We start from the raw sequence: 22,163 nt of genomic DNA, 5'->3' as shown, positions 1-22,163 counted from the left end.
TTAGGGTTCCGGGCTGGTCAGGATGGCCGGATCCTTCTTGCCATAAGGCATCCGCACACGCAGGGAGTTGGGTTCAACGCGCATGGCGATATGCGTGCCCTTGCCCAGATAGTCGCCGTCGATCTCGATGTCCTGCGGCTCCTGCGTTTCAATCACGGCAGACTTGCACTGGAAATACTCGATCGAAGGGTCCTTGCCCTTGCCGCGGCGGAGCAACTTGGCGGCCACCCCCAGCCAGCCGAACGTCCCGTGCGGTGCCACGGTCATGATTTCCAGCAGCCCGTCGTCGATCTTGGCACCGGGGAAGATTTCCAGCCCGCCCATGATCTTGCCGCAATTGCCGCCCATGACACTGCGTAGCCGGCGGCCGATGGGCTTTCCGCCGTCGATGGTGATCTTGGTCCGCTGCGGCTTGCCGGGCAGATTGCGGATTCCGGCGTCTACATAGGCCAGCCAGCCGACCTTGTCCTTGAGATCGTCGCGGGTATCGCCCATCATCGCCGCATCGAAGCCCAGGCCGGCCATGACTAGGAAAACGTGCGCCTCGATGGCGCGGTCGACTGTCACGTGGACGACGTCAAGACGGCGTTCGGTACCGGTGATGGCGACCCGGATGGAGCCCTCGGGATCATCGACGTCAAGATCGAGGTTGCGCGCCAGCAGGTTTCCGGTTCCCAAGGGCAGCAGCCCCAGCGGCGTGTCCGTGCCGGCAAGTTCTTCGGCGACGCAGCGAACTGTTCCGTCGCCACCGGCGGCGATCACCAGATCCACGCCCTCGTCCAGAGCCTGCTGAGCCATGCCGTGGCCCGGGTCTTCCTTGGTGGTTTCCAGCCAGAGCGGCTCGTCCCACCCCTCGTCTGCGCTGATTTTTGACACCAGATCCCGGATGTCCACGGTTGTCGGCTTGATGGGATTAAGCACGACGGCGGCGCGCTGGGACGTGTGCGATGGCTCGGTCATGTGCGTCCTCAGGTTTTGTGCTGACAGTGTTTGACACGAGTCTAACCGCGCGCCCGCCACGCCGGGGCGCGCGGCGGGTGATTGAACCCGAAGGAGTGGCGCTTGAGTCCCCGAAGACTGTCGGAACCGCGCGGTACTGTGTAGGTGAAGACGGTTTAAGTTGGGGGAAGAGTTCCTTTGGGGGAGAAACAAGCGGCCGTGAGGCCACGTCGGCGGTTCATTGCGGCCGGATTTCTGATCGTTGTGCTGCTGGTTCTCTGGCTGATCGCCGGAACGTCGGCGGACGCGGAGGAAAGCAGGGGCCAAAGCAGCCCGGCGCCCAGCCAAACGTCGGCAGCGGCGGTGCCGCCGCCGACGTCGGCTGGGTCACCAACAGGCCCGGGGAGCCCGCCGGCGAAGGTACCTGCTCCAGCGGAGCGAAGCCGCGAACCGGAACCGGTCGAGCCGCAGGACCGGCAGGAGCCCGATGTTGCAGCGCTCGCGCTGCTGGAAACCCTGCCGATCAAGGGCCGCGCGCCGAAGACCGGGTATGACCGCGACGAATTCGGGCAGGCCTGGGCGGATGTGGACCGCAACGGCTGCGACACCCGGAACGACATCCTCGCGCGTGACCTGGGCTCGCCCAGCTTCCGCAGCAACGAATCCTGCCGGGTGATCAGCGGCGTGCTGCAGGATCCGTACTCGGGACGGACGGTGGAATTCACCCGCGGCCAGGAGACCAGCGGGTTGGTCCCCGTGGACCACGTGGTGGCTCTCAGCGATGCCTGGCAGAAGGGCGCGCAGCAGCTGACCCTTGAACAGCGCACCTTGCTGGCGAACGATCCGCTGAACCTGTTGGCGACCACTCAGCGGATGAACAGCCAGAAGTCCGACGGCGACGCCGCCACCTGGCTGCCTCAGAACAAGTCCTTCCGGTGCGCGTACGTCTCCCGGCAGATCTCGGTCAAGGCCGCCTACTCGCTCTGGGTGACGATGGCAGAGCACGACGCGATGGAACGGATCCTGGCCGACTGCCCGGATGAAGCTGCTGCCGGTTCAGCCCTCGTGGAGGAACCCCTCGCCCAGGCGGGGGCTCCGGCGGCCAAGGCACCCGCCGCCAGTGCACCGGCACGGACGCCCGCGCCGGAAGCGGGCAACGCAGCACCGGGCGGTGCCGGCCCGCTGCCGGCGCCTGCACGCAACGTGAACTGTTCGACCTTCGGCACCCATGCCGAAGCCCAAACGTGGTTCGAGTACTACCACCCGACGATGGGGGACATCGGCGGGTTGGACGCCGACGGCGACCTGTTGGCCTGCGTGAGCCTGCCGTAGGGGTAGGCGTTAGCGTCAGCGGATGGTGATGCAGGCCAGACGGTCGCCTGCGGTGCCGGCTTCGCCTTCTTCCGTTTTGGTGTGCATGGCGTGGATGACCACGGAACGGCCCTCGCCCTCCCTCAGCTGCCAGTCAACACTGCTTTGAGCTTCGGCATTGCCTTCGGGATCCGTGCTGAAGTCCAGCCAGATTTCGTTCTCCGGATTGGCGTACTGCGGATTCGTGGACGGGGTCTCGGGGTCCTGCTCGTTCTGGTAGTGGGGGCCGGCATCGTCCGGATCCTCGCCGCAGGCGCCTACATGGACATGGGCGCCGTACATCATGTCCGGCTCCAGTCCTTCGACGGACAGGGACACGGTGGTGCTGCCCTCGGCCTCCTCCAGATCGACCTGTGCCGAGGAACCTTCGGGCACCCTGGACGGGTTGTAGGTCACCGCGACCGCCCCTTCGGAATACTCGGCAAACGTTCCCGAGCCAAGCTCTCCCGTGGGCATCGCCGAGGCGCTTCCGGCACTTTCGGATGCCTCCGGCGAAAAGGTTTCCGTCGCCGGCCCGACTCCCGGCCCTTCTCCGGCGCCCTCGGGAGCGCCGCACGCACTCAAACCGAGGGCCACGGCAGCAAGCCCGATGGTCAGAAGATTGGATGTAGATTTCACGATGCAAGTCTCCGTAGCTAGTTGTGCTCCAAGTGCTTCCGCACATTCAGCGTGCCACGGGCCCAACCGAAGTGCCAGAGCATCCGGCTAACCGACCCCGAAGCGCGTGAACTCTCCGGTGGCCCGTGAATACGTGGCATCGATATTTTGAACCTGCCCGGGGCTGTTGCCCGAATCCAGCCGGGCCAGGAAATCCTCGACCGCTGCCTTCAGGCCCTCAGCGACGATCTTGACGGAGCCGTCGGGCTGGTTCATGGCGGCACCGTGCAGGTCAAGCTGCTCGGCCTGTTCCCGCGTCCAGTAGCGGAAGCCGACCCCCTGGACCTGCCCGCTCACAATGGCCAGAAGCCGGGTTCGGTCCTGTTGTGCCTCGTCATCAATAGCCATGCTTCCAACGTAGCCAGCCGGAGCCGGATGGTCGAGGGCTGGCCCGAAGAAGGCCGGAACGGTAAGACTGGTTCATGACCACCACGCAGAAACAGGAGTACGACGTCGTCATCGTCGGCGGCGGTGTCGCCGGCCTCAGTGCAGCGCTGGTGCTCGGCCGGGCGCGACGCAGAGTAGCCGTGGTGGATGCCGGCACTCCGCGCAATCAGCTGGCCTCGCACGCGCACGGCTTTCTCACCCGGGACGGGGCCACCCCGGCGGAACTGCTCCGACTGGCGCGGGAGGAGGTCCGCGGCTATGGCGTTGACCTGATCGAAGGGACCGTGGTGGACATTACGGATGCTCGTGCCGCGGTCCTCGATGACGGCAGCCAGGTGCGCGGGCGGCATCTCATCCTGGCCACGGGGCTGCGCGACGTACTCCCGGAGCTGGCCGGCGCCGACGAGCGCTGGGGCAAGGACCTGCTGCAGTGCCCCTACTGCCACGGGTGGGAGGTCCGGGACCGCAAGCTCGGGGTACTCGCCACCGGCGATACTTCCTTCGAGCAGGCCCTGCTCGTCCGCCAATGGTCTCCGCAGGTCACGCTGTTCACGCATACCTCCGGGGAGCCGGATGATATCCAGCGCCGGCGGCTCGCTGCCCGGGATGTGGCGATTGTGCCGGGGCAGGTGAAGCGGCTGGTCGTTGAAGGCGATGCCCTGGCCGCGCTTGAACTGGCGGACGGGCAACGGGTTGATTGCCAGGCCCTGTTCGTTGAACCTGAAGCCGCGGTCGATTCGCCGGTTGTGTCGTCGCTGGGATGCGGCCGGGCCGAGGACGGCTGCATCACCACCGACGGAATCGGCAAGACGGATATCGAGGGGGTCTAGGCTGTAGGCAACGCCAATGATCCTTCCGCCCAGCTCATCGCCGCCGCCGGAGACGCCTACCGGGTGGCCGTCTCCGTCAACGCCGAACTGGTACGCGAAGATGTGGCGGCAGCCGGCGGTTAGGTAGTCTTCGGATATGTGGACTCCAGCCGATCTTAAACTGCCCGTCGTCGCCGCCCCGATGGCGGGAGGTCCGTCCACCCCTGCATTGGCCGCGGCAGTGAACGACGCCGGCGGGCTGGGTTTTCTGGCCGGTGCCCTGAAAGCGCGGGGCAAGGTAACCGAGGAGATCGCGCACTTGCGCGCGCTGTCAGACAAGCCATTCGGGGTGAACCTCTTCGTGCCCGCGAGCACTGCGGGGGCACCGGCCGCCGAAGACATCGACGCTGTCGAAGCCTACCGGCGCCGGCTCACCGAGTTCCTGGAGGCCGCGGTACCGGAGCCGGACTGGCAGGACACCGACGACTACGCCAGCAAACTGGAGCTGATGGTTGAAGCGCGGCCGGCAGTCGTCTCCTTCACTTTCGGACTGCCGGATGAAGAGACGGTCGACAAACTGCACCGGGCCAACATTTCCGTGTGGGCCATGGTGACCGACGCGCAGGACGCCCGCGCCGCCGAGGCACGCGGCTGCGACGTACTGGTAGTGCAGTCCGCGGAAGCGGGCGGACACCGCTCGACGTTCACCGTGCGGACCGAACCCAATGACCAGACGCTGGAAACTTTGCTGCCCGAGGTGCGGGCCGCCGTCGGCCTTCCCCTGGTGGCGGCCGGCGGAATCAGCTCCCCGGCCCATGTGGGACGGGCGCTGGAGCTCGGGGCCGTGGCGGCGCAGGCCGGCACCGCGTTCCTGCGCACGCCCGAATCCGGCGCTGCCAAGTTCTACAAGGACGCCCTGATCGACGCCCGTTTCAGCTCAACCGCACTCACCCGGGCCTTCTCCGGGCGGCTGGCCCGCGGGCTGGAGAATGACTTCATCCGCGGGTTCGGCAAGTACGCCCCGGCAGTCTACCCGCAGGTCAACCAGCTCACGCGTGCCGTCCGGGCTGCGGCCGCCGAGGCGCAGGATCCGCAACTGATGTCCCTGTGGGCCGGCGTCGGCTTTCCGGACGCGACGGCGGAACCGGCCGCGGACGTGGCGCGGCGGATCGGCCGGGTGGCCTGAGCCAGCCGGCGTCCCAGCCAGCCCCCAACTCAGACAGCCGGCGGGCGCGGCACCACCACTTCGCCCGTCGCCGTGGTGTCGGTGTTGAGTATCCAGCCCACCCGCTTGACGAATTTGACCGTCAGCGAACTCTCCACGATGCGCGCTCCCGGCACGGCTGCGAGGAAATCCGCCTCGATGTCGGTGACGTTGGAGGCCGAGCGCAGCCACATAATGAACGTGAAGTTGCTGGTTCCGGTGGTGGAGGCGCACAGGCGCAGTTGCCCGATCTGCCGCAGCACGGCCGCGGCATGGAGCCGCTGGTCCGGCGGTACGTCCACAAACCATTGGCAGCTGACCGGGAAGCCGGAGTAATCCTGCGCCACCTCGCAGCGGAAGGCCAGCGTGCCGGATTCAAGCACCCGGTTGAGCTGGCGGCGCGCGGTGACCGGGTGCAGCCCGGTAGCCTGCGCGATCTCGGTTGCGGTGGCGCGGCCGTTGCGGCTCAGCTCCTGGACAATAGGCCAGTACGACGACGGCGGCGGACCCGCGGAGGTGCCCGCCGGAGGCCGCTGGATTTTCCGGAAGCGGGCGCGCTGCTGCGGGCTGAGCGCGTCCAGCTCCCAGGCGTCGGCGCCGGTGTGCAGGGCGGTGCAGACTCCGCTTTGGTAGCGGACCAGGCCGGGTATCTGTGCCAGTTCGGGCAGCACGGTACGCGTGAACGCCGCCCAACTTTGCGTCACCACGGTCAGGACAAGATCCCGGTTCCGGGCGGATTCTTCCAGCGAGACAACTTCCGGGATGGCGCACAGCGCATCCTCGACTTCCTGCCGCCGGCTCAACTCGCAGTCGGCGTCCACAAAACTGAGCGTCATTTCATCCGGATCGCCCAGCAGGTGCGCGGTGATCCAGGCCAGCCCGCCTGCCCGCAACCGCTGCCAATGTGCCGCCAGCGTTCCGGGGTGCCGGTCCAGGACCGCTGCGGCGTCGGTCCAGCTGATCCGAGGCGCCAATTGCAGGAGATTGATGAGCGCTCTGTCGTCGTCGCTGAGATCCATGGGGCGAGAGTGATCGTTTCTTCGGAATCGGAAAGCTTTGATGTTGTTTTCTTGGATTTTAGCCCATTGTGAGTCCGGTCACTGAATAATGGTTGAAACGTCTTTTTGTCAGGAGTTGGAACCCATGACCGTCACAGCGGATGCCCGTGAGCTGCAGGATGAAATTGTCCGGCTGCGTCACCGGCTGCACCAGGAGCCGGAGATCGGCCTGGACCTGCCCCGGACGCAGGAGAAGGTGCTGGAAGCCCTCGATGGCCTGCCGTTTGAAATCACGCTCGGTCAGGACACCACGTCCGTGACCGCGGTTCTTCGCGGCACCGCGGGTCTGGGCCAGTACACCGCAGGGAACGACGACGCCGCAGCGGCCGCCTCTGCCGGAAGTTCTGCAGCTGCTGACCGTCCGGTGGTGCTGCTGCGCGGCGACATGGATGGCCTCCCCCTCCAGGAAGCCACCCGCGTGGACTACAGCTCCCGCATCGACGGCGCCATGCATGCCTGCGGCCACGACCTGCACACCGCGATGCTCGCCGGTGCCGCCACCCTCCTCGCCGAGCGCCGGCACCAGCTGGCCGGCGACGTCGTACTCATGTTCCAGCCGGGGGAGGAGGGCTGCGACGGCGCCGGAGTCATGATCCGCGAAGGCGTGCTGGATGCAGCCGGCAAACATCCCGACGCAGCTTTCGGCATGCATGTGATGGCTGGACTGGAGCCCAACGCCCGGTTCTTCACCAAGCCGGACATCCTGATGTCGGCCTCGGACGGGCTCTTCGTGACGGTGCACGGCGCAGGCGGACATGGCTCCGCCCCGCACAGCGCGAAGGACCCGGTCACCGCGGTCTCCGAAATGGTTACCGCCCTGCAGGTCATGATCACCCGCCAGTTCAACATGTTCGACCCGGTAGTGCTCACCGTCGGGTTGCTGCAGGCCGGCACCAAGCGCAATGTCATCCCGGAAAGCGCCCGTTTCGAGGCCACGGTGCGGACCTTCTCGGAGGCCTCGCGGGAGAAAATGATGACGGCGGTTCCGCAGCTGCTGGAGGGCATTGCCGCAGCGCACGGACTAACCGTCACCGTGGACTACCAGCCCGAATATCCGCTGACCGTCACGGATGTGGACGAGACGCACAACGCCGAACGGATCATCACCTCGCTCTTCGGCGACGAGCGGTACTCGCGGATGGCCCAGCCGCTGGGCGGTTCCGAGGACTTCTCCCGGGTGCTGGCCGAGGTGCCGGGCAGCTTCATCTGCCTCTCGGCTGCCGCCCCCGGCGAAGACCACCGCACGGCCCCCTTCAACCACTCGCCGTTCGCCACCTTCGACGACAACGTACTGGCAGACGGGACCGCCCTCTACGCCGAGCTGGCGCTGACCCGGATCGCCGAGCTCGCCGCCGGCCGGACCCGCTGACAAACCAAGAACCCCTTCCCGAACGTCCTTCCCCAGGAGCCACCCATGACAACGAACGCTGAAACCAACCCGGCCCATCCCGGGCACCCGGCCAAGCACCTGCCGCCGCAGCCGGTGGTCAGTGCACGCCGGACCATCCTCGGCACCGGCGTCGGCAATGCCATCGAATGGTACGACTGGGCCGTCTACGCGACCTTCGCCCCGTTCTTCGCCGGCCAGCTCTTCAACAACGAGGATCCGGCCTCCGCCGTACTGGCGACCCTGGCGATCTTCGCCGTGGGCTTCCTCGCCCGGCCGCTGGGCGGGTTCGTCTTCGGCTGGTTGGGAGACCGCATCGGCCGCAAGTACTCGATGACGCTGGCAGTGGCCTTGGCATCGGTGGGCAGCCTGCTGATCGGCATCGCTCCGACGTATGCGGCGATGGGTGCCCTCGCGTCCGTGACGCTGCTGATCGCGAGGCTGATCCAGGGCCTGGCGCATGGCGGCGAGCTGCCGTCCTCGCAGACCTATCTCTCGGAGATGGCGCCTAAGGAAAAGCGCGGCTTCTGGGCCACCCTGATCTACACCTCCGGCACGGTGGGCACTCTCTTCGGCATCCTGCTCGGTGCGGTGCTGACCCTTGTCCTCAGCAGCGAGCAGATGCTCGCCTGGGGCTGGCGCATCCCGTTCCTGCTGGGCGCAGCGCTCGGTCTCTACGGCCTGGTCATGCGGACCCGGATGAAGGAAACCGACCTCTTCGAGCAGGAGACCACGCAGGAAAAGCGCGAGCCGATGTGGCCGCAGATCATCCGCTACCGCAAGCAGGCGCTGCAGGTCATCGGCCTGACCGTGGGCCTCACCGTTGTCTACTACACCTGGGGCATCGTCGCCCCGACCTACGCCTCGACCAGCCTGGGCATGGACCGCGGCGCGGCCTTGTGGTCCGGTGTCATCGCCAACATTGTGTTCCTGATCGCGCTGCCCATCTGGGGCAAGGTCTCGGACAAGATCGGCCGGAAGCCGGTGCTGTGGATCAGCTCCATCGGAGCGGCCACGATGCATTTCCCGATGACCTGGCTGCTGCAGGACTCACCGTGGCAGCTCGTGGTGTCCATGTCCGTCATGCTGATCTTCATTGCGGCCAGCGCGGCCATTGTCCCGGCCGTCTACGCCGAACTGTTCCCCACCAGCATCCGCACCATCGGCGTCGGTGTCCCGTACTCCATCTGCGTGGCGTTGTTCGGCGGTACCGCCCCGTACCTGAACAGCTGGCTGACCGCGAACGCCGGCCCCAACGCCTTCGCGTTCTACACGGTGACCCTGCTGCTGGTCAGCGTCGCGTTCATCTTCACCATCCCGGAGACCAAGGGCAAGGACCTGCGCGAGGAGCCGGTAGCGGTTCCTGCACACTAACGGGTTTGGGCAGTCCGCCGCCAAGCCGGCTGTCTGCCCGTTGCCGCCGATACAACTGCTGATACAACAAAGGTCCCGGTAGCCGGCTGCTTCAACAGCCGGCCACCGGGACCTTCTTCTATGGGAAGAAGCCGCGCCTATGCGACCTCGGGAACCCGCCAAATTGAATAATCGGACTGGCTGACCGTGCGGCGGTCGCCGCCGTCGTCCTCACGGATCCACACCAGGCCGACGCCGGGTGCGGTGCGGACAACTCGGCCGCGGTACTGAACGTCGTTCTCGATCCTCGCTTCAACGGCGTCGCCGCGGCGCAGCGCTCCGAGATTCCGGATCCGGGTGGGGGTAGCAGTGATTGTCGGTAGTGTCATAAGACCTCCTGTATCGATCGGTAAATAGGGCAGCAGCACCGGAAACCAGCGGCGTCACAAAGGACACCGGGCCCCGGTTAAGTGGGGGTAGCGCAGCAAGCTGGCAAACCGGCCGGTCTCGAGGAAAGCCGCGGCAGAGTGCGGGAATGACATTCACCGCAGAAACTCTGCCAGTACAAGGCTGTACTCACGGGACCGATTTGCAGTCTCAATATTTGACAACGAGGACCGGGCGGGTGTTATTCCCGCTGCTGCGCTTTTTCTTTTCCTTGTCTTCCTCGGGCTGGATGCCCGTGTCCTTGACAGCTGACGGCACGGGTAAGAGTCTGTATCCGAACAGCCGGCAGGGGCCGGATCGCTCCGGGCACAGAACAGCGGGGACCCAAACGTGGCGGACACCATCGACGAGTACATCGGCGCCTTGGACGAGGGCCTGCAAGAAGCTGCGGCCAAGGCCCGGAAGGTCATCGAGGCGGGCCTGCCGGAGGCGGAGTCCCGGATGTGGCATGGCCACCCGGTGTGGTTCATGGACGGTGAACCGGTTGCGCTGCTTAAAGCCTATTCGAAGTACGTGACCTTCGGGCTCTGGAAGGGACAGCAGCTCACGGACCCGTCAGGCAAGCTCGAGGCGGGATCGCGGCAGATGGCGTCCGTGAAGCTCGCCTCCGAACAATATGTAGACGAGCAGTTGTTCGCGGACTGGCTTCGGCAGGCGCGGGAGCTGGAACAAGAATCCTAGCTCAGGCCCCGCCGTCGTACTTTTACGCCCTGTCCCGCGGCGGCATCTGCTGTAGCGCCCAGGTGTTGCCGTCCGGATCGCTGAAGTAGACGAAGTGGCCCCACGGCTGCACGTCCACATCGCTCGTCTCGACCCCGCGTCCGCGCAGTTCATCCCGGGCGGCTGCGGCGTCATCGACCACGATCTGCAACCCCTTCTGCGAGCCCGGGGCCATATCCGTGATGCCGGTTCCCATCACGATGGAGCAGGCCGAGCCCTTCGGCGTGAGCTGGACGAAACGCAGGTCATCACTGACCCGGTGGTCGTGGTCGGCGTTGAAACCGACCTGGTCAACGTAGAACTTCTTCGCCCGGTCAACGTCGCTGACGGGTACGGCAACTAGCTCAAGTTTCCAGTCCATGGGACAACGCTAGACCGCCAGCTCGCTCTCCGGAAGACCGGGGCTGTCTTCATCCGCGCCGCAAAGCCAAACTTCGTACCCTTCGGCCTTCTCGAAGAGCTGCCGGGGATGCGCCCCGTCATTGGCCAGCCAGAGGACTTCGGCCTTGAGCGAGACCGCGTCCACCCTGCCCGTACGCACAATGGAGCCGCGCAGGCGGACTTCCACCAGGGTTCCCGGGAGCAGGTCCCAATCTTCAATGCGGGTCGAATCCATTGTTGCCTCCGTGCCGGTTGGACGTGTTGCCGTTCCCACCTTCGCTGAGCGCACCGGCGCGGCGCCATGGGCAGGAGCAGGAATTCATCCGGTGTTTACCTGATGCCAAATGTCTTGGCCCGGACGCCGACGCGGTAGATTGGCATGGTTCCAGCCGCCATGCGGCGACAAGGCTCCGGGAGAAGGGACAGCGGATGTCATTGGTGGACAACGCGGTTTATGTGGACGGCCACCGCACGGCGAGTCCGGAAGGCCTGGACGAGACATTCGAGCTGCTGCGCGAGCACCAGGGCATGGCCTGGATCGGCCTGTACCGGCCCAACGCCGAAGATGTCCGCACCGTTGCCCGCGAGTTCGATCTGCACGAGCTATCTGTGGAGGACGCGCTGTCCGGGCATCAGCGCGCGAAGCTGGAACGCTACGGGACCACCCTCTTTATGGTGCTCCGCCCGGCCCGCTACCTGGACGACGTGGAGAAAGTGGAGTTCGGCGAGCTGCACATCTTTGTGGGCCCTGACTTTGTCGTCACCGTCCGCCATGCCGAATCACCGGGACTGGCCAAAGTACGACGGCGGATGGAAGCCAGCCCGAAACTTCTCGCCAAGGGGACGCAGGCAGTTTTGTACGCGATCCTGGACCAGGTTGTGGATGAATACGCGCCGGTGGTGGCCGGCCTGGAAAACGACATTGACGAAATCGAAGACGACCTCTTCGGCGGAAACCCGGATGTTTCACGGCGGATCTATGAACTGCACCGCGAAGTCATCGAATTCCAGCGGGCCACCCAGCCGCTGGACCAGATGCTCGGGTCGCTGGAGCGCGGATCCGACAAATACGACGTGGAACTCGAACTGCAGCAGCGTCTGCGTGACGTCCATGACCATGTCATCCGCGTGGTGGACCGCGTCAACGCCTTCCGTGCCCTGCTCCAGAATGCCCTGAGCGTTCATTCCACGCTCGTGGCGCAGCGGCAGAACGAGGAGATGACCCGCCTGACCGAGACCAGCCTCGCGCAGAACGAGGAGGTCAAGCGGATCTCGTCCTGGGCCGCTATCCTTTTCGCCCCGACCCTGGTGGGTGCCGTCTACGGCATGAACTTCGAGTACATGCCCGAACTGGCATGGGCCTTCGGCTATCCGTTCGCTCTGGCGCTCATGGTGGGCATCGGCGTCGGGCTTTATATCGTGTTCAAGCGTTTGAAGTGGCTCTGAGCTGCCCTGAACCTATAGGTGCACCGGCAAGCCGTCTCTGGCCAGCTACGTTGTTGGCGCGCCGGCGGGACCGAGCTTGAAGCTGCCTAACTGGGCCGGCGGAACCAGCTGGAGGTACTGCGGATTGCCGGCGATGAACTTTCGCACTTCGGGACAGAACGGGAGTACGCCCAACCGGCGATGGTGCGCGTCGTCGAGCACGCTGCGGATGAGTTCGGTCTCGAAGTCCTTGCCCTGGTAGCGCGGCATGATTGTTGTCGTCAGGAACCAGATCTCGCTGCCCTCCATGCGGTACCTGAGGTAGCCGGCCACCACGCCGTTGTCATAGATGTCGAACTGCGACGCGGCGGGATTATGACGGACAACGGGCATCATTGCCTCCGTGAGTAGAGGTTGGGGCCAGTACAAAACTTCTGCGCACATTTCCCCCAAGGCACATTTGGTAGTGAGCCGAAGCCTACCAGTTGCATCTTGGGGGAAGTGTGGGGAAGCGTGGGGCGCCCAGTTGCCCCTTACGGACTAACCGCGTCCAGGCGCTATGCCAGGTGTTTACTGGCGGCCGCCCTTTCCTGGACCTGCGCCTGAGCCTGAGCCATGGCCGTCAGCGACAGCTGTGCCGTAGCGGTCTGTGCAGCGGCTGCCGCCTTCTTGCGGTAGAGGGCCAGGAACGAGGAAATGCGGCGTACCGCTTCTTCGATTTCATTCACCGAGGGCAGGATGACGAACCGGAAATGGTCCGGGGTGGGCCAGTGGAAGGCAGTGCCGTGCGAGACCAGGATCTTTTGCTCCTGCAGCAGGTCCAGCACGAACTGCTCGTCATTACTGAAGGGGTAGATCTCCGGATCCAGCTTCGGGAAGAGATACATCGCACCGGCGGCGGGAACGCAGCTAACGCCCGGAATCGCGTTGAGCAGTTCGCAGGCCCGATCCCGCTGCTCACGCAGCCGCCCGCCGGTCCGCACCAGATCATTAATGCTTTGGTAGCCGCCAAGTGAGGTCTGGATGGCGTGCTGGGCGGGAACATTGGCACACAGCCGCAACGACGCCAGCAGTTCCAGCGACTCGCGGTATGCGGCAGTCGCGGCGCGCGGCCCGGTGACGGCGACCCAGCCGGCACGATAGCCGGGCATCCGGTACGCCTTGGACAGACCGCTGAAGGTCAGGACGGCAACGTCGTCCGCAATGGAAGCGGTATGGATGTGGACCGCGTCTTCGTAGGTGATCTTTTCGTAGATCTCGTCCGAGAAAAGCACCAGGTCGTACTTCCGTGCCAGCTCGACGAACTGCTCCATGATGTGCCGCGGATAGACGGCACCCGTAGGGTTGTTCGGATTGATGATGACGATGCCGCGGGTGCGCTCCGTGATCTTCGCTTCCAGATCCGCCATGTCCGGCCACCAGTTGTTGTCCTCATCGCAGAGGTAGTGGACGGCCCCGCCGCCGCTGAGGGTGACCGATGCAGTCCAGAGCGGATAGTCCGGCGCCGGGATGAGGATCTCGTCCCCGTTTTCCAGGAAAGCCTGCAGCGTCATGGAGATCAGCTCGCTGACGCCGTTACCGATGAAGATATCCTCGACGCCGATCTGCATCAGGCCTTTGGTCTGGTAGTACTGCGAAATGGCCGTGCGGGCGGAAAAAATGCCCTTGGAATCGCTGTAGCCCTGGGCCTCGCGCAAATGGTGGATCATGTCCACGACAATCGACTCCGGCGCTTCCAGCCCGAACGGCGCAGGGTCACCAAGGTTCATGCGCAGAATACGCTGCCCTTCGGCTTCCATCTTCTTGGCCGCATGCAGGATAGGCCCGCGCAGTTCATACCGGACGTTCTGGAGCTTGCTGGAGTGTTGCATAGGACGCATAGTCCATGCTTTCATATCGCGCGCAAACGTCCTATGATCTGCGCCACCCGGCCATTTCCCGGCAAGGGGTAGTCCGTTGCTGAGGGCTTGGGAACAATGGGCGTATGAGCGAGTTCAAACCCAGAACGGTTATCGTGACCGGCTCGGATTCAGGCATCGGGCGGGCCACCGCCGTCGCCCTCGCGGAAGCCGGCCTGGACATCGGCGTGACCTGGCACCGGGACGAAGCCGGCGCGGAGGACACCGCTGCGGAGGTCCGCGCTTTGGGACGGCGGGCCGTCGTTGCCCGGCTGGATGCCACCGAGTTGCCTGATTGCGGCGACGTCGTCGATAGTCTCGCGGAGGAGCTGGGCGGGCTTGACGTCTTCGTCAACAACGCGGGCACCGGAGCCAGCGAACCGTTCCTGGACACCGGCTACGAGACCTGGCGCAAGGTAGTGGCCACCGACCTCGACGGCGCGTTCGTCTGCATGCAGCGGGCGGCCCGGAGGATGGTTTCGGCGGGTAATGGCGGGCGGATCATTGCCGTGACCAGCGTGCATGAACACCAGCCTCGCGTGGGGTCCTCTGCCTACGACGCCGCAAAACACGGCTTGGGCGGGCTGATAAAAACCATGGCCCTGGAGCTGGGCGAGCACCGGATCACGGCGAATGCCGTTGCACCCGGGGAGATCGCTACGCCCATGACGGGGCAGACGGACGAAGATCCCCGGGAGAAGGACCGCCCGGGCATCCCGTTGGGCAGGCCCGGGGATGCCCGGGAAGTAGCGGCTGTGATTGCGTTCCTCGCATCCCGGGAAGCCAGCTACGTCACCGGGGCTTCCTGGGCTGTGGACGGCGGCATGCTCCAAATGGGGCCGCAGGCCGGGTCCCATATCACCAGTGGAGAATGGCGGAAAGGCTGACGCCGGATTCGTCCGCGTTCAGATGCTCCCGCTGAACGTCGCCGATGCTGTTCCTGGGGATTCCTTGCCCAGATAGTGTCAGTGGCAGCGGATAGCGTAAGACCATGAGCACGGACAACGCGATGCGGACCGAGTTGCCTTCGGACAAACCCCGAGGTTCCATGCTGGAACGCGGCCTCTACAAGGCTCTCGCGGAAGCGGCCGTGGAGGCCATGATCAACAGCCAATCCGCGGTGGAACGGCTCGTCGGCAGCTGGGAGATTCTGCCGCCGGCCAAGCTGGGGGAACTGTTGGCTTCGATCGATCCGGACTCACTCGATGACGATGATGCCATCGAGTTCCTCAAGGCTTCCGCGAGGCACCGCGCCTGGACGGACTCCCTGCAGTCGGCCGCCCTTAACCGCTTCGCGAAACTGAGACCGCAGCTTGATGGTCCGGGGCAGGAAGGCATCTCAAAATTCGCAGCCGGGGAAATAGCAGCCGCTCTGGCGATGCCGAACCAATCGGCCCGCAAAGCGCTCAAAGAGGCTAAGTTCATCCATGATTTCCTGCCCGGCACGGCAGACGCCATGGAGGCCGGCCGGCTGGATCAGCAGCGGGCCACGGTAATTGCGCGCGCTGCAACCAGCCTGCCGGACGCTGTGCTGAGCGATTTTGAAGCAGCAGTGCTGCCGAAAGCGCCGTCGCTGACACGGGGCAGGCTGGCGAAGTTCGCGGAAAAACACCGCGATGCGCTGCACCCGGAGCCACTGGAAATCCGCTTCCACCGGGCTGCGGCCGAACGCGAGGTAGTCTTCCTGCCGCAGCCTGACGGCATGGCGGACTGCTACGCGAAGATTCCTGCACATTCCGCAGCGATGATCCAGGACCGTGTGGAGGCTGGCGCCCGTGCTCTGCAGGGCCCGGAGGAATCCCGGACGCTGCCCCAGCTGCGGGCGGACGTATTCTGCGAGATGCTGCTCAACCCGGACGCTGCGCCGCTGGAAGCCCGCGGCCAACAGTCGGCCAGCGACGAGTCGGTACCGACCGGGGACTCCGGAACGACCAAGTCCGGATCATGCGGAACCATCAACATCACAGGCCTGAGCGTCACAGTTTCACTGGAAACCTTGCTCGGTCTGTCCGAGGCACCAGGGGACTTGGCCGGGTTCGGCCCGCTCCCGCCGTCGCTGGCCCGGGAACTGGCCGGGCTCGCCAAAAGCTGGTTGCCGGTTCTCATCTCGGATGATGGCACGTTCGTCCGTGCTGCGGCGAAGAAACGCGTTCCACCCAAGGCGCTCAAGCGCTGGGTCCAGTTCCGGGACAAACGCTGCCGATTCCCCAACTGTGACCGCCCGGCCGCAAGCTGCGAAACGGATCATACGGTGGCGTGGGAAGACGGGGGCTTGTCGCGGCTGCTCAATCTCGCTTCTCTCTGCAAATTGCATCATGACCTTAAGCACTTGGCCGGTTGGAAATGCCGGCAGTTGGACGGCGGAGTGCTGGAATGGGTAGCCCCAACCGGGCACCGATATCTCGACGTTCCGGAGCCAATCGGCCCACTGGATCCATCGGCACGCAGGCGAAGAAGCGCCAAACCGGACGACCATCCGTTCCAACCGGGAACCGGGCAGGGGAGTCGCGCGCACGATCCTCGGCACCTTGGGTCGGAGGAGCCGTCACAACCTGATCCTCAGGATCCGTTTCAACCGGCCAATCTGACCGCGCTGGCGCAACTCCCTCTGCTGTCCCACGAGGAAGCGCACCCGCCGCCCTTCTGAGGCCGTTGCCGTTCTCCTGCCCGGTGTAAAACGGACCCAGGACGGCCGCCGGCTGCGGTTGATCGGCCGTCATATTGTTATTCCGCCGTTATGGGCCAGGAGCCCCGCACCGGAACCCGCCGGAGGTCTCAATGCAAGGTTTCACTGAAATTCCGGCCTACAGCAGGACCCCGCGACTCAGCGGGTCGGTGCGGAAGCAGACTTTAAAAGTTTCTGAAACGTATGTCAACCCGAACCCAGAATCATTGTGGAGTACTTCTGCTTCTGCTACTTTCAGAATTCAGGTTAAGCAACAGCCTGTGGCTCTCTTGAAAATTATTGGAGTGAACCATGGCCCCGAAGCGCCTCCTTCCCCCAGAGGAAGGCTTTCCGCAGGACCTCAGCAAAGTGCCGGATACGGAGTTGGAAATTCTCAACAGCCGAATTCTGCGCCAGGTGGAACGCGAATACCTGCAACTGGGATCACCGGATCCGGAAACCGAATTCCGAAGCGAAGAACTACGGGTCGAGCTCGATGCCCGCGACGCTAAGGACGAGGTAGCCGAAGAAGTTCAGCCCTCCCGGTAATTAGTATGTGAATGGATATGCCGTAGTTCGCGGCCGTCGTTGACCAGCTCGAGTTCCTTATCACGGAGCTTCAGTGTTTGGCGTGTATCCCGCGGGGGCAGACGCAATTTTTCCTCCGCTTCGATGCCCGCCTGCAACTGGCGGCCGCGTTCTATTTCCGCATCCAGCTCCGCGCCGAAGAGCAGGACCACATTCATGATCCAAATCCACAACAGCAGCACGATCACGCCGCCGATGGTGCCATAGGTCGCGTTGTAGTTACCGAAGTTTGAGACGTAGAAACCGAAACCTGCGGTAGCCGCAGCCATAACGAGGATGGCGACGAAAGCCCCGATACTGATCCACCGGAATTTGGGTTGCTGCACATTCGGTGTCGCGTAGTACAACAGGGCGATCATGACTACCAACAACAGCACCATCAGCGGCCACTTGGCGATGTTCCAGGTGAGGAGTGCTGTATCGCCGAGGCCGATCATGCTGCCAATGGTTTCGGCCACCTGGCCGGAGAGCAGGAAGAGTAGCATCATCAGGACCACCGCGATGACCAGCGAGAGTGTTATGCCCAGCATGATCGGGTAGAGCTTCCAGATCGGCCGGCCCTCGGGCACCTGATAAATGTTGTTCATGGCCCGGCCGAAGGACCGCACATAACCGGACGCCGTCCAGACAGCACCGATGACACCAACGGCCAGCGTCAGCCCGGCCGCGGTGGACGTGGTGAGCTGATTAATTGGCCCTTCGATAAGGCCGACGGCGTTTTCCGGTGCACCGAGCCGTTCCAGCATCTCAATGATGGTCCGGGTTGTGGCTTCCCCCTGACCGACGACGCCGAGCAGCGAGACGACGGCGAGCAGCCCGGGGAAGACCGACAGGACGGCAAAGTAGGTCATGGCTGCCGCCAGATCGGTGCAGCGGTCCGAGCTGAACTCACGGATGGTGCGCTTGACGATGTAGCCCCAGGCGGGCTTGGTCAGGTCGGTGGGGGAATCGGGCTTGCGGTCGCTGTCCGGCGGCGGGAACTTGCGGCTGTCCCGGGGACTTCCTGTGCTGCTCGCTGCGGTCATGATCACCTGATCCTCTGTTATCAGCGGTCCAGCCGGTAGTAGGCGGAACCGAAATGGACAAGCGGGTCGAGTTCATCCGCACCCGATGCGGCGGAGCCCATCGTGAGCACTTCGCCGACGACCAGCAGATGCGTTGCGGCTGGGTGGATCTGCATGGTCCGTAGTTCGAAATGGGCCAGGGCGTGATCGACGATGACGGCGCCCGAGACGGCCCCGCGCCGGTACGGGACCTGGGTCAGCAGCCCCTCCAGCGGTGTTCCGGGGCTGGCCAGCCAATTCGCGATACCACGCTGGCTGCCAGTGAGCAGGCTCAGTGCCCACATCCCGCTACCGGCAACTGCCTCGGCGATACGGGACTCACCGTAAAGACTGACCAGCATGGTGGGCGGATGGTAGGAGACCGACAGGTGGCCGGTGACCGTGGCGGCGTAGTCCCGTCCGCGCCAACTGGTGGAGACAACGCCGACGCCGGCGGCAGCATTGGCGCTGAGCAGGCGGTATTGATCGATGTCCGCTTCCGTCGGCGCACCGGCGTTGAGCCGGTAGCTGTCCGGCGGCTCCGGGTTCTCCATTTGTCCATCGTGCCACGCGTGCCGCTCCTTCGGACAAGGTTGGCCGCTTCTGGTGGTGAGATCGGCAACCAAACCCACCCACCGCCGTCGTACGTTGATATCTTCTTAACAAGACCTCGAAGCTGCAGGTCTCCGGACGACGGATCAGTACCCGGTGAGCGACAAGACTGGCCAAAGGATTTCCGATGGAATGGGTAATACTGATCCTGTCCGGTGTGCTCGAAGCCGTGTGGGCGACGGCGCTGGGGCTCTCCAAGAACTTCCGGCGACTGTGGCCAACAATCACGTTTTTCGTGGCGATGACAGTGAGTATGGCTGGCCTTGCTTACGCGATGACGGCGATCCCGGTCGGCACCGCCTACGCAGTCTGGGTCGGGGTGGGTGCCGTGCTCACGGCCGCCTACTCGATGGCCTTCGGCGGCGAGGCGGTTTCGTGGGCGAAGGTGCTGCTGTTGCTGGGCATAATCGGCTGCGTGGTAGGCCTGAAGGCGGTGGGTTGAGCCATGTATTGGACTGTCTTGCTTATCAGTGCAGTGCTGGAAGCCGTCTGGGCAACCGCCCTCGGCGCGTCGGAGGGGCTGTCACGGCCGGGACCGACAGTGCTGTTCTTTATCGCCCTGTCCCTGAGCATGGTGGGTCTGGGCTATGCCATGCGGGGAATCCCGATCGGTACGGCTTACGCCGTCTGGACAGGTGCGGGCGCGGTGCTGACCGTCGCCTATGCGGTGGTATTCACCGGTGAGGCCGCGGGGCTGCTGAAGATTCTTTTCCTCCTCGGGATCATTGGCTGTGTGATCGGGTTAAAGGTTGTCGATTCCAAGCAGCCGAAGAGCCAAGCGGCAGCAGGACGCTCCGGAGATTGAGTGCCGGCTTTGTGATGCACCGCACAGTCTGGTTTACTGGGGGGCCGGGTTAAGCCGTAGCCCGTTGCCTTATTTTTCGGGGACTGATCAATGGATCACAAACTGCAGCTCGTCGTCGGCCTCGACGCCGATCTCAAAACCGCGCGGATCGATGTCCAGGGCTGCCTGACCGCCGCCAGCTGCCAGGCGCTGCTGTGCGTTCTGCGGCGGGCGCACTCCCTGGCTGCAGACGTCTCCCTTACCCTGGATCTGCGCGAGGCGCGGCACCTGGAGACCGAGGCGCTTGAGATGCTTGGCTACCTGCCCGCGCCCTCAAGCGCCAATGCGACGGCCATATATTCCGAAGTGCGCTGTGTGCTGGAGGGTGTCGGCGTCGTTGTCTTGCTGCTGCCGAAGCTTTCCCCGGTCTGCCGCATGGACAGGGTGCCGGCGGATACTTATTCCGACGTCGCGCGGCTCCTGCACCTGCACAGCGCCTGAACTGCTGCTTCGGCTTATACCTTCTTCTCCCCGGGTAGGAGAAGTTTTCCGGCAACCTTTTTCCGAAGTACCGTTGATATGTAAGCATGCTTATGTTTCCCTGAAGTGGAACGCGGATACACCGCGTGGTTCCCCTGATCAGGAGAGTCAACGGTTATGCAGCTTGCCACCAGCAACAACAAGATACTCTTTCGCCAGGCGCGGCGCGCAAAGGGCTCGCTCCGCCGGGCGCTTGAAGAGGAACTGGTGCTGGGACACCTGGACATTGCGGAGACGGCTGCGCGGAGCTACGTGGGCACCGGGCGCGAGCTTGATGACTTGAAGCAGGTTGCCCGGATGGGGCTGCTCAAGGCGATACGTGGTTTCGACCCTGAACGCGGAACGGATTTTCCCGCTTATGCGATGCCCACGGTGACCGGCGAACTCAAACGGTATCTGCGGGACAGCTGCTGGGTGATCCGGCCTCCGCGTCATATCCAGGACCTGCGAACGGCGGCGGCCAAAGCCGGGCCGGCCCTGGCTCAGCGGCTGGGGCGGGACCCTTTTCTGGCGGAGCTGGCGGAAGAACTGGGCGAGAGCCTGGATGCGGTAGCCGAGGCCCTGAACTGCCAGAACAGCCTGCGGCCGGAATCGCTGGAAGCGGATGCCGAGGGCCGGAACCTGGCCGACTTGCTGGGCGGCACGGACAACAGGCTGGACAAGGCGGAGGAGCGGCTCATGCTGCGCGGCGCTATCCGCGAGCTCAGCCGGCGCGAGCAGCAGTTGCTGTACTACCGGTACTTCGAGGAGGAATCCCAGCAGCGGGTCGGAGAACGGGTCGGGATGACTCAGATGCAGGTCTCCCGTGCGCTGGCCCGGATCCTGGTGAAGCTGCAGCGCCAGTTGCTGGAAGAACACGACGCCGACAACGGCGCTAGCGTGCGCACTGCCTAGTTCCCACTTGTCCGGGTGGGCGCCTCAGAGGCCTAGCTGGGACACCGCGGACAGCACGTCTTGCACGCTGACGGCCAGGAGCGCCGGGTCCGGCTGGTCCGAAAAGGTGTCCCCGACGCGGAGTGCTTCGTTTGTCAGCACGATGTGCGGTCCGGGCGGCGGCCCCCATTCGGCTACCGGGGCCGGCCCGAAGATGACCACGGAGGGACGGCCGTACGCGGAGGCGAGATGGGCGGCTCCGGTGTCCGCCGAAATGACCAGTGCCGCGTCTGCGACGGCCGCCGCGAAGTCAGCTAGTCCCAGCTCGCCTGCTACTACGGTTTCAGCGGGGAGGCTGGCGAGGGCGGCTACCTTTTCGGCACGAGGCCGTTCGCCGCCGCTGCCGGTAAAGAGCACCTCGTGCCCCGAAGCGACCAGTTCCCGCGAGACTTCGGCAAAGCGTTCCACCGGCCAGAGCCGGCTGCCGTAGGCGGCGCCTACGTGAATGACCACGGCACCGGGCCGGGGGCTGGCAACCGCCGGCGGCTGCAGCCGGTAGTCAAGCGGATCGGCGTCAATGCCATGCCAATGGACCAGCCGGGCCCAGCGCTCGCGCTCATGGACGCCGTCCTGCCAGCGCGGACCGGCCCGCTCCTCGGACAGGTGGCCAATGATCCGTTTGGCCTGCAGCGCCGCGATCCGTCCGCGGCTCTCCGGCCCGCTGCCATGCAGGTTCACGGCAATATCGACCCGACCCGGGGAGAGCGCCAACGGGACATCCAGGCCGTGGGTATCGAGCAGATCGTCCACGGAGCCGACCAGTTCGATCATCGGACGGAGCCAGCCCTGGGCGGCATAGATGATCCGGTGGTCCGGATAGGCCCGCCGCAGGGCGTGCAGGGCGGGAACCGCCACCAGCAGATCGCCGAGCTTCAAGGCGCGCAGCACCAGCAGTTCCGGCCTGCCATCGGGCTCCAGCCCGTCCCGCATCAATTGCTCCATTGTGGTGGAAAGTCCCTTTC

The 22,163-nt window shown here is 64.7% G+C and carries 26 protein-coding genes and 1 riboswitch; of the genes, 14 read left to right on the top strand and 12 right to left on the bottom strand.

All coding sequences use genetic code 11. The annotated features are described in order from the left end of the window. Positions 1-960 carry a diacylglycerol/lipid kinase family protein gene (locus HGO92_RS14075; RefSeq protein WP_169995858.1) on the bottom strand — a complete coding sequence of 320 codons (960 nt, stop codon included), beginning with the start codon at positions 958-960 and terminating at the stop codon, positions 1-3. A 198-nt stretch (positions 961-1,158) separates the two neighbouring features. Here HGO92_RS14075 and HGO92_RS14070 point away from each other — a divergent pair, with 198 nt between their 5' ends. Next, complete coding sequence (locus HGO92_RS14070) at positions 1,159-2,271, top strand: HNH endonuclease family protein (protein WP_346768962.1); 1,113 nt, start codon at positions 1,159-1,161, stop codon at positions 2,269-2,271. Between the two features lie 15 nt (positions 2,272-2,286). On the opposite strand, the gene HGO92_RS14065 is transcribed toward HGO92_RS14070, so the two are convergent. Together HGO92_RS14065 and HGO92_RS14060 are read right to left on the bottom strand one after the other, a co-directional pair. Then, complete coding sequence (locus tag HGO92_RS14065) at positions 2,287-2,928, bottom strand: superoxide dismutase family protein (RefSeq protein WP_169995856.1); 642 nt, start codon at positions 2,926-2,928, stop codon at positions 2,287-2,289. A gap of 87 nt (positions 2,929-3,015) precedes the next feature. Further along, the gene (locus tag HGO92_RS14060) at positions 3,016-3,315 is read right to left on the bottom strand and encodes an acylphosphatase (protein ID WP_169995853.1); all 300 of its coding nucleotides are present in this window, start codon (positions 3,313-3,315) and stop codon (positions 3,016-3,018) included. A 74-nt stretch (positions 3,316-3,389) separates the two neighbouring features. Between HGO92_RS14060 and HGO92_RS14055 the strand changes: the two genes are divergently transcribed. Beyond that, on the top strand, positions 3,390-4,184 hold the full coding sequence (locus HGO92_RS14055) for an NAD(P)/FAD-dependent oxidoreductase (protein ID WP_205834496.1): 795 nt from the start codon (positions 3,390-3,392) through the stop codon (positions 4,182-4,184). 136 nt (positions 4,185-4,320) lie between these two features. Then, positions 4,321-5,349: an NAD(P)H-dependent flavin oxidoreductase gene (locus HGO92_RS14050; protein WP_169995851.1), complete on the top strand. Its 1,029-nt coding sequence runs from the start codon at positions 4,321-4,323 to the stop codon at positions 5,347-5,349. A 29-nt stretch (positions 5,350-5,378) separates the two neighbouring features. Here the strand turns inward: HGO92_RS14050 and HGO92_RS14045 are convergent, their stop codons facing one another. Further along, positions 5,379-6,386 carry an Lrp/AsnC family transcriptional regulator gene (locus HGO92_RS14045; protein ID WP_169995849.1) on the bottom strand — a complete coding sequence of 336 codons (1,008 nt, stop codon included), beginning with the start codon at positions 6,384-6,386 and terminating at the stop codon, positions 5,379-5,381. Between the two features lie 124 nt (positions 6,387-6,510). On the opposite strand from HGO92_RS14045, the gene HGO92_RS14040 reads away from it, so the two are divergent. Then, positions 6,511-7,794: a M20 metallopeptidase family protein gene (locus tag HGO92_RS14040; protein ID WP_169995847.1), complete on the top strand. Its 1,284-nt coding sequence runs from the start codon at positions 6,511-6,513 to the stop codon at positions 7,792-7,794. A 45-nt stretch (positions 7,795-7,839) separates the two neighbouring features. Further along, a complete protein-coding gene (locus HGO92_RS14035; protein ID WP_169995845.1) occupies positions 7,840-9,186 on the top strand; it encodes an MFS transporter in 1,347 nt (448 codons plus the stop codon). A gap of 137 nt (positions 9,187-9,323) precedes the next feature. On the opposite strand, the gene HGO92_RS14030 is transcribed toward HGO92_RS14035, so the two are convergent. Further along, the gene (locus HGO92_RS14030; protein WP_169995843.1) at positions 9,324-9,554 is read right to left on the bottom strand and encodes a hypothetical protein; all 231 of its coding nucleotides are present in this window, start codon (positions 9,552-9,554) and stop codon (positions 9,324-9,326) included. A 388-nt stretch (positions 9,555-9,942) separates the two neighbouring features. Here HGO92_RS14030 and HGO92_RS14025 point away from each other — a divergent pair, with 388 nt between their 5' ends. Then, on the top strand, positions 9,943-10,293 hold the full coding sequence (locus tag HGO92_RS14025; protein ID WP_169995841.1) for a DUF1801 domain-containing protein: 351 nt from the start codon (positions 9,943-9,945) through the stop codon (positions 10,291-10,293). A 22-nt stretch (positions 10,294-10,315) separates the two neighbouring features. Here the strand turns inward: HGO92_RS14025 and HGO92_RS14020 are convergent, their stop codons facing one another. Further along, entirely contained in the window at positions 10,316-10,693 is a 378-nt protein-coding gene (locus HGO92_RS14020; protein WP_169995839.1) for a glyoxalase superfamily protein, read from the bottom strand. Between the two features lie 9 nt (positions 10,694-10,702). Beyond that, positions 10,703-10,948, bottom strand: a complete 246-nt coding sequence (locus tag HGO92_RS14015; protein ID WP_205834495.1) for a hypothetical protein — start codon at positions 10,946-10,948, stop codon at positions 10,703-10,705. Positions 10,949-11,142: 194 nt separating this feature from the next. On the opposite strand from HGO92_RS14015, the gene HGO92_RS14010 reads away from it, so the two are divergent. Continuing rightward, complete coding sequence (locus HGO92_RS14010; RefSeq protein ID WP_169995837.1) at positions 11,143-12,159, top strand: magnesium and cobalt transport protein CorA; 1,017 nt, start codon at positions 11,143-11,145, stop codon at positions 12,157-12,159. Positions 12,160-12,204: 45 nt separating this feature from the next. Here HGO92_RS14010 and HGO92_RS14005 read toward each other — a convergent pair whose 3' ends face one another. Then, entirely contained in the window at positions 12,205-12,534 is a 330-nt protein-coding gene (locus HGO92_RS14005; RefSeq protein WP_169995835.1) for an N-acetyltransferase, read from the bottom strand. A gap of 161 nt (positions 12,535-12,695) precedes the next feature. Next, the gene (locus HGO92_RS14000; RefSeq protein WP_169995833.1) at positions 12,696-14,018 is read right to left on the bottom strand and encodes a pyridoxal phosphate-dependent aminotransferase; all 1,323 of its coding nucleotides are present in this window, start codon (positions 14,016-14,018) and stop codon (positions 12,696-12,698) included. A gap of 104 nt (positions 14,019-14,122) precedes the next feature. On the opposite strand from HGO92_RS14000, the gene HGO92_RS13995 reads away from it, so the two are divergent. The 3 genes from HGO92_RS13995 (at position 14,123) to HGO92_RS13985 (ending at position 17,250) form a co-directional block, all read left to right on the top strand. Further along, positions 14,123-14,923 (top strand): SDR family oxidoreductase, encoded by an 801-nt coding sequence (locus tag HGO92_RS13995; protein WP_169995832.1) that lies wholly within the window; start codon positions 14,123-14,125, stop codon positions 14,921-14,923. A gap of 104 nt (positions 14,924-15,027) precedes the next feature. Beyond that, entirely contained in the window at positions 15,028-16,683 is a 1,656-nt protein-coding gene (locus HGO92_RS13990) for an HNH endonuclease signature motif containing protein (RefSeq protein WP_169995830.1), read from the top strand. A 330-nt stretch (positions 16,684-17,013) separates the two neighbouring features. Further along, a complete protein-coding gene (locus HGO92_RS13985; protein ID WP_169995828.1) occupies positions 17,014-17,250 on the top strand; it encodes a hypothetical protein in 237 nt (78 codons plus the stop codon). On the opposite strand, the gene HGO92_RS13980 is transcribed toward HGO92_RS13985, so the two are convergent. Then, positions 17,235-18,314: a YihY/virulence factor BrkB family protein gene (locus HGO92_RS13980; protein WP_169995826.1), complete on the bottom strand. Its 1,080-nt coding sequence runs from the start codon at positions 18,312-18,314 to the stop codon at positions 17,235-17,237. The genes HGO92_RS13985 and HGO92_RS13980 overlap by 16 nt on opposite strands. A 20-nt stretch (positions 18,315-18,334) precedes the next feature. Then, entirely contained in the window at positions 18,335-18,886 is a 552-nt protein-coding gene (locus HGO92_RS13975; RefSeq protein WP_169995824.1) for a flavin reductase family protein, read from the bottom strand. 108 nt (positions 18,887-18,994) lie between these two features. Next, positions 18,995-19,062, top strand: a riboswitch (guanidine-III (ykkC-III) riboswitch). A gap of 9 nt (positions 19,063-19,071) precedes the next feature. On the opposite strand from HGO92_RS13975, the gene HGO92_RS13970 reads away from it, so the two are divergent. From HGO92_RS13970 to HGO92_RS13955, 4 genes are all read left to right on the top strand, one after another. Beyond that, a complete protein-coding gene (locus HGO92_RS13970; protein ID WP_169995822.1) occupies positions 19,072-19,386 on the top strand; it encodes a DMT family transporter in 315 nt (104 codons plus the stop codon). Positions 19,387-19,389: 3 nt separating this feature from the next. Beyond that, positions 19,390-19,749, top strand: coding sequence for a DMT family transporter (locus tag HGO92_RS13965; RefSeq protein ID WP_169995820.1), 360 nt, complete (start codon positions 19,390-19,392; stop codon positions 19,747-19,749). Between the two features lie 90 nt (positions 19,750-19,839). After that, positions 19,840-20,229, top strand: a complete 390-nt coding sequence (locus HGO92_RS13960; RefSeq protein ID WP_169995818.1) for a hypothetical protein — start codon at positions 19,840-19,842, stop codon at positions 20,227-20,229. 156 nt (positions 20,230-20,385) lie between these two features. Beyond that, the gene (locus HGO92_RS13955; RefSeq protein ID WP_169995816.1) at positions 20,386-21,162 is read left to right on the top strand and encodes a sigma-70 family RNA polymerase sigma factor; all 777 of its coding nucleotides are present in this window, start codon (positions 20,386-20,388) and stop codon (positions 21,160-21,162) included. Between the two features lie 24 nt (positions 21,163-21,186). Here HGO92_RS13955 and HGO92_RS13950 read toward each other — a convergent pair whose 3' ends face one another. Next, on the bottom strand, positions 21,187-22,143 hold the full coding sequence (locus tag HGO92_RS13950; RefSeq protein ID WP_169995814.1) for a glycosyltransferase family 9 protein: 957 nt from the start codon (positions 22,141-22,143) through the stop codon (positions 21,187-21,189). Positions 22,144-22,163: the final 20 nt, after the last annotated feature.

Source organism: Crystallibacter degradans (assembly GCF_012952295.1).
GTDB lineage: Bacteria > Actinomycetota > Actinomycetes > Actinomycetales > Micrococcaceae > Crystallibacter > Crystallibacter degradans.
This window is presented reverse-complemented; position numbering and strand designations above follow the sequence as displayed.

Excerpts from the sequence above, each read along its gene's own strand:
- HGO92_RS14075 (WP_169995858.1), bottom strand. The coding sequence starts at position 960 with ATGACCGAGCCATCGCACACGTCCCAGCGCGCCGCCGTCGTGCTTAAT.
- HGO92_RS14060 (WP_169995853.1), bottom strand. The coding sequence starts at position 3,315 with ATGGCTATTGATGACGAGGCACAACAGGACCGAACCCGGCTTCTGGCC.
- HGO92_RS14055 (WP_205834496.1), top strand. The coding sequence starts at position 3,390 with ATGACCACCACGCAGAAACAGGAGTACGACGTCGTCATCGTCGGCGGC.
- HGO92_RS14050 (WP_169995851.1), top strand. The coding sequence starts at position 4,321 with ATGTGGACTCCAGCCGATCTTAAACTGCCCGTCGTCGCCGCCCCGATG.
- HGO92_RS14045 (WP_169995849.1), bottom strand. The coding sequence starts at position 6,386 with ATGGATCTCAGCGACGACGACAGAGCGCTCATCAATCTCCTGCAATTG.
- HGO92_RS14040 (WP_169995847.1), top strand. The coding sequence starts at position 6,511 with ATGACCGTCACAGCGGATGCCCGTGAGCTGCAGGATGAAATTGTCCGG.
- HGO92_RS14035 (WP_169995845.1), top strand. The coding sequence starts at position 7,840 with ATGACAACGAACGCTGAAACCAACCCGGCCCATCCCGGGCACCCGGCC.
- HGO92_RS14030 (WP_169995843.1), bottom strand. The coding sequence starts at position 9,554 with ATGACACTACCGACAATCACTGCTACCCCCACCCGGATCCGGAATCTC.
- HGO92_RS14020 (WP_169995839.1), bottom strand. The coding sequence starts at position 10,693 with ATGGACTGGAAACTTGAGCTAGTTGCCGTACCCGTCAGCGACGTTGAC.
- HGO92_RS14015 (WP_205834495.1), bottom strand. The coding sequence starts at position 10,948 with ATGGATTCGACCCGCATTGAAGATTGGGACCTGCTCCCGGGAACCCTG.
- HGO92_RS14010 (WP_169995837.1), top strand. The coding sequence starts at position 11,143 with ATGTCATTGGTGGACAACGCGGTTTATGTGGACGGCCACCGCACGGCG.
- HGO92_RS14005 (WP_169995835.1), bottom strand. The coding sequence starts at position 12,534 with ATGATGCCCGTTGTCCGTCATAATCCCGCCGCGTCGCAGTTCGACATC.
- HGO92_RS14000 (WP_169995833.1), bottom strand. The coding sequence starts at position 14,018 with ATGCGTCCTATGCAACACTCCAGCAAGCTCCAGAACGTCCGGTATGAA.
- HGO92_RS13995 (WP_169995832.1), top strand. The coding sequence starts at position 14,123 with ATGAGCGAGTTCAAACCCAGAACGGTTATCGTGACCGGCTCGGATTCA.
- HGO92_RS13990 (WP_169995830.1), top strand. The coding sequence starts at position 15,028 with ATGAGCACGGACAACGCGATGCGGACCGAGTTGCCTTCGGACAAACCC.
- HGO92_RS13985 (WP_169995828.1), top strand. The coding sequence starts at position 17,014 with ATGGCCCCGAAGCGCCTCCTTCCCCCAGAGGAAGGCTTTCCGCAGGAC.
- HGO92_RS13980 (WP_169995826.1), bottom strand. The coding sequence starts at position 18,314 with ATGACCGCAGCGAGCAGCACAGGAAGTCCCCGGGACAGCCGCAAGTTC.
- HGO92_RS13975 (WP_169995824.1), bottom strand. The coding sequence starts at position 18,886 with ATGGAGAACCCGGAGCCGCCGGACAGCTACCGGCTCAACGCCGGTGCG.
- HGO92_RS13970 (WP_169995822.1), top strand. The coding sequence starts at position 19,072 with ATGGAATGGGTAATACTGATCCTGTCCGGTGTGCTCGAAGCCGTGTGG.
- HGO92_RS13965 (WP_169995820.1), top strand. The coding sequence starts at position 19,390 with ATGTATTGGACTGTCTTGCTTATCAGTGCAGTGCTGGAAGCCGTCTGG.
- HGO92_RS13960 (WP_169995818.1), top strand. The coding sequence starts at position 19,840 with ATGGATCACAAACTGCAGCTCGTCGTCGGCCTCGACGCCGATCTCAAA.
- HGO92_RS13955 (WP_169995816.1), top strand. The coding sequence starts at position 20,386 with ATGCAGCTTGCCACCAGCAACAACAAGATACTCTTTCGCCAGGCGCGG.
- HGO92_RS13950 (WP_169995814.1), bottom strand. The coding sequence starts at position 22,143 with ATGGAGCAATTGATGCGGGACGGGCTGGAGCCCGATGGCAGGCCGGAA.